The sequence below is a fragment of the Paenibacillus sp. B1-35 genome, from assembly GCF_050474385.1.
Classification (GTDB): domain Bacteria; phylum Bacillota; class Bacilli; order Paenibacillales; family Paenibacillaceae; genus Paenibacillus_B; species Paenibacillus_B alvei.
The window spans coordinates 972,326-985,856 of sequence record NZ_JBCHVJ010000002.1 but is presented as its reverse complement, the minus strand read 5'-3'; the positions used below and the strand labels follow the sequence as shown (position 1 = coordinate 985,856).

The 13,531-nt window shown below is 42.7% G+C and carries 1 protein-coding gene; it reads right to left on the bottom strand.

Annotated elements, in window-relative coordinates:
- On the bottom strand, positions 1–13,531 hold a 13,531-nt coding region (locus ACQ5BJ_RS11875), incomplete at its 3' end, for an amino acid adenylation domain-containing protein (RefSeq protein ID WP_430113395.1).

Below are 13,531 nucleotides of genomic sequence, written 5' to 3'. Positions count from 1 at the left end.
TCCATACATCCTCTTCATGGAAATCAAACGGCATGTCATCGTTATGCATCAACCGGACGACACATTCATGTTCGATTATCGTTCCCTTTGGTTCACCGGTCGTGCCTGACGTATATATGATATATAGAGCATCTTGCGGTGCGATGGATACATCCGGATTGGCTTCCAGCTCTGTTCTGTTTGGTACATCCGATATACCTGGTATATTCGCATACAGATGCTCTATCGCATATATTCCTCCTTGCTGAAATGAAACTGTATGTTCTTTTCCTTGATTGACAAGAAGCAAGCTTGCACCACTATCCGACAGCGTATACTGGATACGGTCTTGCGGCGCCTCTGGATCGATTGGCACATAGACATATCCGGCCTTCACTACTCCGAGTATCCCGATGACCATATCGATATTGCGTTCTAACAGCAACGCTACCATCGTTTCGCCTTTGCCTGTTTCGTTCTCGGCTTTAGTAGCAAGCAGCCGATTGGCAACGATGTTCGCCTTCGCATTCAATTCCGCATACGTCAGTTGCTCCGTCCCGCAAGATACCGCTATCCGATCCGGTGTTTTCTTCACCTGCGCCTCAAATAAGCTTTTGATCGATTCCTCGTGCGGATATTGGGTTGGCTTCGTTTGAAACGCACCTAGTATCTGCTCTTTTTCTTCCTCTGTTATCGTCTCGAGTTCAGATACCTTCATTTCTGGGTTTGCTGCACATGACAATAATACACTTTGTATCTTTGACATAATATTGACAACGTCTTCTGCTGCCAGCTTTCTAGGATCATACAATACATCGACATGTAGCTGACTGGTATCAAGATACGCTTTAAACGTAGTCGTATAATTGGTTTGCTCCCGTCCACCCTCTACGGTAAACTGAAAAGCTGAAGTCTCACTTTGTCGCACTTCATCCCATGTATCATCGTTATCGAATGTAAACAAAACTTTAACTAAATCGGTGTTCTGTTTGGTCAGTCGTTGTACTTTGGCAAAAGAACAATGTCCATGCTGATCACTTAGTATCGCTTGTTCTTGCGTTTTTCTCCAAATATCGCATATGTGCATTCCATCATCACAACAAATACGAATTGGAATGGTGTTAACAAATATTCCGGCAATATGCTCTATCCCTCTTACATCAGCATTTCTTCCGGAGACCACCTTGCCAAAGACAACATCCTTTATGCCGCACAATTCCTGTAATACGATACCTAAAGCCGTCTCTATCATCGTATTCAGCGTAATATTGTACGTTGCAGCCGTATTAAGAAGTTGTCTTGTTACATCAACAGGAAGTTTATGATTAATTCGCTTCATCTCGCTAGATGTTTCTTCAGGTTGACGGAGCGGCTTAATGTCAGCAGACTCTTCATAGTCTAGTAGGAGCTCTCTCCAGTATAGCAAGCTCCTTTCTTCATCTTGTTTTTCCAACCAGTTAACGAAATCCTTGAAATGTAAGCTCTTTTCCTTCTCTTCCTCTAACCCTTGCTCAAGCTCCACAACAGACAAGCCTTGTTGTAGCTTTTCGCATATTTGTATAAAGTCATTAAATATAACGTTGTCTGACCATCCATCCGAGATGATGTGGTGAGAACTCCAAATTAATTTCCCTTCTGTTCTACTTAACATGATATTGGTAACCCGTAACAATGCTTCTTGCTGTAGATCAAAACCCCGCTTCAGGTCAGAATCAATCCATGTAGAAATATGAGAAGCTTGTTCTGCACGATCCTTGTCCGACCAGTCCACAACTGCATATTCGATTTCACGACTTCGCAAAAGAAGTTGTCTAGATTTAGCGCCATGGTCATATACAATTGCAGTTCGCAGTACATCATGTCGTTTCGTTAGCAGTTTCAGCGCTACCTCAAACGTTTGTTCACTTTGATTACCGTTATAGTGATACACCATTTGTGTAACATAGCTGGTTGATTGCCGATTCAGTAAATAATGGTATAAGATTCCTTCCTGCATCGGAGTTAGCGTATAAATATCATCAATATCCTCTTTATCAGCAATGAACTCCTGAATCAGTCCTAATTCATCACTCGTCAAGTCATCACAGGAATAATCAGAAGCCGTCTTCACCGGTTTGTCTTGTACACAGCAATATCTAATAATATCGCTAAGTTTTTCCTTATATAATGCTGCAAAACGCTCTACGGTGTTCCTATTATATTTACTGCGGTCATAGCGGATTATAAAATGTAGCATATTCTGTACAATATACCCGTTCATATCAATTGCGCCTTCGGTACCATTCGAATTCGCTATACTCTTGTTGTTCGTAAACAGGGTAACATTCGATTCTGTATCCAACTGCCCTAAATAATTGAAGTAAATATCGGACTCAATCGCCAAATAATCACCTTGTAATAAGCCAAATCCCAACCCACGTAAAGGTACTTTCCTTAACATTTCTTTTGTATCAATAATACTCTTCCGTAAATCATCATGACACGAAACACGAATTGGGAACTTTACCGTAAACCATCCTATAGTACGATCGATATCCACTTTCTTGTGTATCGCTTCTCTTCCATGTCCTTCCAGACAAACCGACACTTTTGATTGTTTCGTCAGCGCATGAGTTGCAACACCGATTGCACTTATAAGCAAATCATTGATTTCGGTACCAAACGCTTTTCCCGCTTGCCTTATAAGCTGTTCTGTCTCATCCTTACGGAACGTTATTGTCACGTCCTCATACCCATGATCATGCGGATCGTCGTCTATAAGCAGTTTCTCTTCCTGCATGGCTGCGATGATTGTATTCCAATAATTCGCTTGGGTAGTAATCTCGTTTGTGCTTTTATATTCTTCTAATGATTCCGCCCAGTCTTTAAAAGCAAGTGTTTTTGATGGTAACTTTATTTCCTTTCCGTCTTGAAGCTGCTGGAGAGCAGTCTCTAAGTCTTCAAGCAAAATTTGCCATGATACTGCGTCAATGACAAGATGATGAATACACAAGAAAAGATAATTGGCAGACTGGGTTTTAAAGAGTGCCGCCTTCATCAAAGGGCCTTTGTTAATATCCATGCTTTGATGAATTCCAGTGGAAGCGCTTTCAAACCACGCCGAACCGTTAAGATCCGCATGAACCTCAAACACTTGTAACTCATAAAGTTTACTATCCGTACTACTTAAAATTGTCAGACTACCATCCCGGTAAATTGCCCGTAATATATCATGGTGAACAGCAACAGCTTGCAATGCTTCATGAATGTGCGTTTCGTTATCCGTTCTAACCGTCAAAAGAGCATCTTGATTATGATAGTTAGGATTAGAGTAATTTCTTGCACAAAAATCATGTATGATCGGTGTATTCATGACCTGACCCGTAACTTCACCCTGATCGTACTGGATCTCTGATTCCCTGCCTACTTTGTATGCAATCTTTTCAACTGTGTATTGACTTAAAATATCCGGCACCGAAATAAGATAACCCGCGCTTCTCATCTTCGATACAATCCGGATAGCTTTTATGGAGTCTCCGCCAAGTTCGAAGAAACTATCTTTTATACTAATACGTTCAACACCGAGTACCTCTCGGAAAATATTCACAAGCACCGATTCAGTTTGATCTCTCGGAGCAACATACTTATTGCCCCTCCCCTTGCGATCTGGCTCAGGCAGGCTGCGGCGATCTAGTTTCCCATTGCTCGTAATAGGAAACTGCACCAGTGGAACGATGTATGCAGGAATCATATAATCAGGTAAAACCTGACGAATATCTTCTCTAATTGCTTCAGTATCCAATGTCACTTGATCATTTGGCACCACATAAGCGCATAAATAATCATCCCCTGCCGCATCTTCTCTAACCATCACAACAGCATTCAGCACATCAGGTTGTTTTCGCAGGACATGCTCAATCTCGCCCAGTTCGATGCGGTATCCTCTAACCTTTACTTGATCATCGATGCGGCCAATATATTCAATATTACCGTCTGGTAACCAGCGGGCAAGGTCTCCCGTGCAATACATCCGCTCACCTTGCAAATATGGGTTGTCAACGAATTTCTCTGCGGTAAGATCACTCCGATTAAGATATCCCCTGGCAACACCAGGTCCGCTGATACAAAGCTCACCTGCCACACCGATTGGAAGCGGAGATCCGTAAGAATCTAATATAAATACTTGTACATTGGCAATTGGTTTTCCAATCGTAACTTTGTCATGTAAATGAATTTCAATCCCTGTTGCGTCTACCGTTGCTTCCGTCGGACCATACAGATTGAACAAACGAATATCCCATTTTTCAAGCAAAGCAGTGGCCAAATCATCCGTTAATGGCTCTCCGCCGACAACGATTACTTCCAAACCATGTAATGGATGAACATCCCGAACTTCATCCATAAGCATCTTCATCCGCGTCGGTGTACCCTTCATGATGTTCACGTTATATTGCTCAATCAATTGCAAGAGTAACTTTGGATCGTGTTGTGCTTCCTCATCAGCAATTACAATCTGCATTCCTTTGAGCAAGGCAAATAGTGACTCATAGACTGTGCCGTCGAACGCAATATTCGATACACATAACATTGTCTTCGTCGAATCCAAGTTTTGTAACTGATCTAGACCTGCAATCAAGTTACTAATCGAGCGATGTTCCACCATTACCCCTTTTGGTTTGCCTGTAGAGCCTGAAGTATAGATGATGTAAGCGATATCGGTTGCGTCTACAATCGTATGCAGATTATGACTAGATTCATCACACCATTCTTGATCCACATGAATGCGTCTTACATTGGAAGGTAGCTCGATCGTGTCATCGTATTGCCTCTGAGTCAATACTGCCGATAACCCGCTATCTTCCACCATATACTGAATCCGCTCCAAAGGATATGTCGGATCTATTGGCACATAAGCCGCGCCGACCTTTAACGTTGCGAGTATTCCAACCATCATTTCCATACTGCGACCAAGTAAAATACCGACAAAATCTCCGCGGCGCGTACCATGAAGTAGCAGTATTCTCGCAAGCTGATTTGCCCTCATATTTAACTGTGCGTATGTCAGAGCTTGATCTCGAAAGCGTAGAGCCGTTTTCTCCGGCATAGCCTGTACAATCTGCTCAAATTGTTCATGAATTGGTGTCGTCACATCATAAACACAGGACGTAGCGTTAAATGAGGTTAAAATGTGCTCCCTTTCTGCTTGCGTCATCATTGGCAGTTGACATATTTCAAGCTTAGGGGATTGCGTAACTGCTGCCAACAACGTTTCATAATGTTTCACCATTCGGCGTACGCTTTCTTCTTGGTATAGGCTTGTTGCATAGCGTACTTCAATGCGGTAGCCACTTGCCATTGGCGTCACTTCTAATGTTAAATCAAATTTAGCCGAACTGTGCTGTAAACTATATTCATCATGAACATTCATACTGTTAATGCCATAAAAATCGAAATCTGCTTCTTCATTATTCTGAAACACAAACAACACATCAAAAAGCGGATTTCGGGACATATCCCGATGCAAGCCCATAATATCAACCAGATCTTCGAGCGGATATGCTTGATGCTCTATCCCTTTTAGACATACTTCTTTCATCTCCGACAGGAAATCTACGAAATTCTTCTTTCCCGATGGTCTTCCACGTAATGCAATCGTATTCACGAACATACCGATTATTGGCTCTGTATCATAATGTAAACGTCCATTAACAGGGCAACCTACGATGATATCATCCTGACGGCTATATTTACTCAACAAAATCATCCATGTGCTCAGTAGTATCATATACTCGGTTGCACCCGATGTCCGGCACAATGCTGTTACAGCTTCCCGTAACTCTACATGATTCACGACTGATTTCCCTGTATACTGTTGTACTTGCGGACGTGTAAAGTCTGTTGGTAAATCCAGTACTGGTATTTCACCTTGCAACGAGTTCAACCAATACGTCTCATGTTCCGTCATGTCTTGAGTCTGCAACCATTCGCTATAATCTTTATATTGAATCGGCATTGTCTCAAGGGGTTCGCCATTATATAGCTTGGACAAATCCTGCATTAGAATATTAATCGATGTCCCATCAGAAATGATATGGTGCATATCGAAGGCTAGGAGATAACCACCTTCTTTTTGATTAATTACTTTAACACGTATTAATGGCGCTTGAGACAAATCAAATGCATGCACAAACCCTGTATTATCATCTTCTTCAGTAATCTGAAGCGTAAACGGCACATGGTCATGAATACGCTGTATTGCTTCTCCGTTCTCCATATGAAAGCTTGTTCGTAAGCTTTCATGCCGTTGTATGAGTTGCTTCAGTGCTAGCTGAAGTCGTTCACGATCAAGGTCTGCATCCATTCGACGCAATAACGTCATATTATAAGCCGTACTATGCTGATCCATCTCTTGAATCGCATAAAGACGCTTTTGAGCTGAAGACATCCGATATGTTTCTTTCTGCATAGCATGTGGTATGGGTTCAAACACAGCCTTTGTATATAACGTATTCTGCGAAGTATCTCCTGCACTGATTCGTTCAAGGTGCTGACTGAGCGCTTTAATATGCGGATTCTCAAACAGTGTTGTTATCGGTAAACGTATTCCAATCATCGCTTCAATCTGATTGATAACGCGTACAGCATGTAAGGAGTGACCACCTAACGCAAAGAAATCATCATAAATACCAACACGGTCAACAGAAAGTACATCACCGAATATATTGCAAAGTATGACTTCCAATTCAGTCGCCGCAGCCGTGTATTGCTGCTCATGCACGATCTGTATTTCAGAAAGCGCTCGCTTATCTACCTTTCCGTTTCGTGTCATAGGAACTTTCTCAATCTGTATCATATGCTGCGGCACCATATAGGCAGGAAGTGTCTCCCCAAGGGAATTCCGCACTTTATGCATCTGAATCTCAGTGCTAGATACCAGGTATGCGTACAGTTCCTTTTCACTTCTATCTTGTTCGCGGGCGATGACGATCGCATCTTGGATACCTTCTAATCTTCGAAGAGCATGCTCTACCTCGCCCACTTCAATCCTGTACCCTCGAATTTTCACTTGGTCATCAATGCGTCCAATATACGCAATATTCCCATCCGGCAACCACATCGCAATATCTCCGGTACGGTACAGCCGCTCATCAGGAATAAGCGGATTCTCAATAAACTTTTCCACAGTAAGTTTTGGTTGGTTCATATATCCTTTCGCTACGCCGTCGCCGCCTACAACAAGTTCCCCTGGAACACCAATTCCACATAGCTGCATTTTTCTATCCAAAATATACGCTGTACTATTGCTGATTGGCTTCCCGATAGGGATATTGAAGTAATCCGTCTCTATTGCATACGTAACAGAAAAGGTCGTATTTTCTGTTGGACCATAACCATTAATCACTCTAAGTTTCGGATGCTTTTCCCTTACTGCTTTGATATGTTTCGCCGATAACCTCTCTCCTCCAACCAATAAATACTGTAATGGTTGAAAAACTTCGCATCTAGTGTCTACCATATAATTGAAAAGCTGCGCAGTCATCCACATCATCGTAATCTGGTGCTCGTGTATCAACATTCCCAACATGTTCCCGTCTGTTATGCTCTGCGTATCGGCTAACACCAATTTCCCGCCATTGAGAAGTGCGCCCCATATTTCAAATGTTGACGCATCGAAGGAGAGTGCACCAGTTAACAAAATGTGCGCCCCATTTAAATCAACATAGTTCGTTTGCTTCACAAGCCGTACGACATTTTGATGTGTAACACAAACACCTTTCGGATATCCTGTCGTACCGGATGTATACATGACATATGCAATATCATCTGCCGATATTAAGGCACGCTCTGTCATAGCTGCATAACTTCCATTTAGATCTATGACGGTGCAGTGCTCTTGAAGGACATTAATCATATCCCCTTTTACATCACCGCACAGTACGATATTCAAACCACAATCTTCCAAAATAAAGCGCAGGCGGTTATCCGGTTCATCCGTATTAATTGGTACATAGCCACACCCTGCTTTGAGTATCCCCAGGAGCCCTACTATCATGTGCACGCTTTTCTCACATACGATACCAATTAATTGACCTGATGATACCCCCCTTTTTCGCAATTCGGTGGCAATACCTTGCGCGGCCTTGTCTAATTGTTGATAGCTTAATTGTTCCTTATCGCATACCACACAAATTTGATCGGGTGTAAGTTGAACCTGTTCTTCAAATAAGTCTGGAATAGATTTATGTTTCGGATATGTGCTTGCCGTATTGTTGAATTCACCTAGTATTCGTGCCTTATCTTCCTTGCGAATTAATTCAACATCGAAAATCTTCTTCTCAGGATACTCAGCAAATGCACATAATACATTGTTTAACATGCTGAGCATCATCTCTACTTCTTCTAAAGCATGCTTGTTTGGATTATAAAGAACTGTAAATCGTAATGCCTCGTCCTCTACAGCAGCCAATAGATTAAGCGGATAATTTGTTTCATCTCTCGAAGAAACAAGCACTAATTGCAAACCATCTGTATGTTCACTTTGCTGTTCTTGTGCCAAATGATTCTCAAAAACAAAAAGCGATGAAATCAAATCTGATTTTTGGGCGGTTTGTTCTTGAATTTTAACCAGTGAACAGTGAGCGTGCATCGTACTTTCAATACCTTGATCTTGTAATTCCTGCAAAAGTGCTACAATCGTTGTATTCTCGTCTGCGCTTATCCTTACTGGTATCGTGTTAATAAAAAGACCTACTATGCTTTCAATCCCTCTTACTTCGGCATGCCTTCCCGAAATTACTTTGCCGAACACGATATCATTTGTAAAGTTAATCTGTTGTAATACGATTCCCCAAGCTGCTTCAGTGATTGTATTTATTGTTATCTGATGCGCTTGTGCTAAAAGTAACAAACTGCTTGTCAATTCAACATCCAGCTTCTTTTTCACTTGAGCCAAGTTGGAGCTGGAATATGGTGGCTCGAAATACGGACGGTATTTGTATGTTAAGTCATAATCACGAAGTCGTTCGAACCAATACGTAAGCGCAAGCTCCTCATCCTGATTCTGAAACCACTGAATATAATCACCATACGTCGCAATCTGGCACTTCTCTTGTTCAATAACTTGTTCTACATCGTGTATACTATAACCATCTTGAAGCAAGTTATAGTAATTTTTTAAATCGTTACATAATAATTCAGTACACCATCCATCTGCAATAATATGATGAAAGCTCCAAATCAATTGCGTGCAATTAGTGGATAGTTTAATAATTTTTATGCGAAATAGCGCATTAAGCTGCAGATCAAATCCCTGCTTGACATCCATCTCTATCAGTTCATTTAGTCTAGCTAGTTGCTCTTTCTCATCGTATGCTGTTAAATCAATTTCCTCCCAATCAAGTGAGCGATGTGACAAAATGATCTGTTTCGGATGTTTTAACCCTTCATACACCATCGCCGTTCTCAACACATCATGCTTTTTAAGCAAACATTGAAACGCACTGCGCATGAAATTAGTATTTATAGGTTGATTAACTTGATAAACAAACTGGGTTAAATACTCAGAACCACTACTTTTCAGGTCATGATACAAAATACCTTCCTGTAGCGGCAATAAATCAAATATATCCTGTATTTCATTTTTCTCTGGATAAAGTCGATGCAGGACACTCAAATCTTCATCCGTAATCGAAATTGCAGAATAGTCAGACGGAGTCCGAATCGATTCTTCTTGCTGCATACAATGTGCAATCATAGACTGAGTACACGCTTTATATATCTCAGCGAATCTTTGTATCGTATTGCTTGAAAAAAGACCTCTATTGTAACGGAAAGTAAATGTTAATCTTCTTTCACTTATCAAACCGTTTATAAACAATTCCGACAACATTTTATTCTCATCCGCTAAGCCTTTACCTGAACTAAAAAAGTGTAATTTCTTCCCCTTTGCCTCAGCGTCCATTTGTCCCATATAGTTAAACAAAACGTCAAGCGGACGAACCGACAATTCTTCCTGCAATAGCCCATACCCAAGACCTCGGTTCGGGATTTTTCGCAATATCTCTTTGGTTGTAATGATACTTTTTGCTATCTCATCATGGCACGATACCACCACCGGATACACACTTGTAAACCATCCGACCGTACGATCGATATCGATCTGCTTATGAATCGGTTCCCTTCCGTGACCTTCCATACCTATCGTTACATCTCTAGCCCCTGTCAATTTCTTCACAGTCATCCCCAAGGCGCTGATAAGCAAGTCACTGATTTCGGTATTATATGCCCGACCTGCCTGATGAATAAGCTGTGTGGTTTCTTCTTCATTTAAATGTATCGTGTAGTTGCCATACCCGCTTTCTCCCGTCTGTTCGTCCATGCCAAGTTTCCCGGACTCCATCTGCGTTGCTACTTGTTCCCAGTACGCCCGTTCTTTTTGCAATAGAGGGCTGCCCTTATATTCTGCCAGTGCTTCTGCCCATGCCTTATACGACGCCGTCTTTGCCGGGAATCGGATTTGCGCCCCTTCTTTTACTTGCTGGATGGCTGTTCCAATATCTTCTTGCAGGATACGCCACGATACGCCGTCCACCACAATATGATGGATCCCTAGAAACAATAGATTCCCTTCACCCGTCCGGAACATCGCTGCCTTCACCAGCGGCCCTTCTTCTAAGTTGATACTGCTGTGCAGTTCCGTACATGCCGCTTCCATGAGTTCTGCTGCTGCTTGTTCTTCGCTAAAGTCATACACCTTTAGATCATACGCTTTGCTGTCACTCACCTTTACAATCTCTAGCTGACCTTCCCGGTAGACGGATCTCAGGATATCATGATGCGCTATAAGGGCATCAAGCACTTCCCGAAGCTTTTTCTCATCGTCTAGATCAATCTCCATCAGCATGTCCTGATTAAAGTGGTGTGGCATAGGAAGATTCCAGGACGCAAACTCTCTGACGATCGGTGTCAGCGGTACGAGGCCACTTACTTCATCTTGCTCGTACTGAACCTCTAAGACAGACTTTTGTGCCGCATAACTGATCGCCTCAACGGTATACTTTTGCAAAATATCTTTGATCGCGATTTGATATCCTGCACTTCTCAGCTTTGAAACGATCCGTATCGCTTTGATCGAGTCTCCGCCCAGCTCAAAGAAGCTGTCCTGTGTGCCGACCCGCTCCACGCCCAGTACCTCACTAAGGATACTGCACAGTTGCGCTTCAAGTTCGTTTTTCGGAGCGGTGTATTCCCTTTCGCTTACCGCTACGATCTCCGGTAGTGCCCGTTTATCCAGCTTACCGTTGCGCGTCACCGGCAGTTGATCAATCTGCATCATATACGCTGGCATCATATAAGCCGGTAGTATTTCCTCTAAGTCCTGCCTCACTGCTTTCAACTGAACTCGATCTTTCGAAACTAGGTAGGCAGATAGCGCTTTCTCTCCGTCATGGGTTTCCCGTACGATGACCGCCGCATCTTGGATCCCTTCTAACTGCCGCAGCGCATTTTCCACTTCTCCCGGCTCGATCCGGAACCCCCTGATCTTCACTTGATCGTCAATACGACCCAAATAAGCAATATTCCCATCCGGTAGCCATTTAGCTAAGTCCCCCGTCCGGTACATCCGCTCCCCTGGTACAAAGGGGTTCGCTACAAATTTTTTACTGGTCAGTTCCGGCTTGTTGAGGTAGCCCCTTGCAACGCCGACGCCTGCCACGCACAACTCCCCAGGCACACCAATCCCGCATAATTTGTCCCCGTCTAGTATATATACATGATTATTTGCAATCGGTTTACCAATCGGGATGTTGCTTGGCACGTCGCTTATCCCATCATATTCCCAATACGTAGCCTGTACCGTACATTCCGTAGGACCATAACCGTTACAATATCGGGTGTCACTATTCCGTGTTTGTTCAATAACCGACTCATTTGTTGCGGCTCCAGCCGTTATTAACCATCTAACTCCTGTAAACGCCGTCTGAAGATAGTATTGTGGCGGCAGTGCAGCTATCGTAATCCTGCTTTCTTGCATAAAAGAATTAAAACGTGTTACATCCGCTATAATGGATTTTGACACCAAAGTTAGCGTCGCCCCTAACAATAGGGATAACGTCATCTCCCATACAGAACCGTCAAAGACATAGTTGGCAAATTGAAGCACATTATCTTGACTTGTAACGTTATATTGCTTCAGAAGATGATGCCGTAAGGACACAACACCGCAATGCTCTAACATTACGCCCTTCGGTTGCCCCGTTGTCCCGGATGTATAGATTATATAAGCCAAATCATTAGGGCGATTGATTTGCTCGGGATTATCGCTCATCCCTTCCCAGAGCTTATCATCAGCAAGATTAATCGTTGGCAGATCCGTTTCAATCGCAGCTTTATACACAAGCACTGCCTTTGGTTTACAGTCAGCTAGGATGAACTGGATTCGCTCTGCTGGAAACGTAGGATCGACCGGCACATATGCAGCGCCTGCCTTGATGATGCCATACATCCCGGCAATCATCTCCACACTTCGCTCTGCTACAATTACTACCCGGTCATCAGGTTCGATGTGCAATCTGCGAAGCGCCCATGCCACTTGGTTGATTTTTTTGTTTAATGCGTCATACGTCACATGTTTGTCTTCATATACGAGGGCGATTGCATCCGGCGTTTTTGCAACCTGTTCTTCCCATAATGCTGGAATCGTTTTATCCTTTGCATACGGTAATCCTGTATTATTAAATGAACCTAGTATCTGTGCTTGTTCTTCCTCTGTTATTGTTTCAAGCTCAGATAACTTCCCTTCAGGGTTTGCTGCGATAACTTGTACCACATGTTCTAGCCGTACAACAATTTGCGCTATTTCCTCACGTGCATACACGTTCGGATTGTATATTATTTCACATAATATCTTCCCTTCATATTCGTATGCGCATAACATCAAGTTGTACTTGGTTTGGTCCAAGCCATACTCCATTTCGTACATAAAATCTGTTAGCTTGTTCTCATCCACATAATCGTTTTCAAACATATAGAGCACTTGGATTAAGTTCTGCTTCTGCTCCGTTTGCGCTTGAATCTCAGCGAGCGAACAATAGGCATATTGCTCACTTTCAGTCCCTTGCTGCTGCATTTCTTTGATCAGATCCAATATACTCATGTCTTCTTTGCTCGCTACACGCACCGGTATCGTATTAAGAAACAGACCGCCGATGCCTTCTGTTCCGCGCACATCGGCTTGACGCCTGGACATTACTTTCCCGAACACCACATCTTTCAGACCGCTATATGCTTGTAAAACAACTCCCCAGGCCGTTTCCATTACATGACTCACCGTCAATTGATGGGCAGCTATCAGTTCCCTCAACTGCAATGCATCTTCAGGAGATAATGTAATCGCCAAGCGCTCTACTTGCTGATCACTCTCTTGAGGTGTATATATCGATTTAATCTCGGCAACTTCTTCATATCCTGCTAATACATCTGACCAATAAGACAGCCCTTTTTGTTGATCTTGTTTTTCTAGCCATATCATATCTTCTTCATGTTTCTTGTTGTTTGGAACGAATTTTCTCAT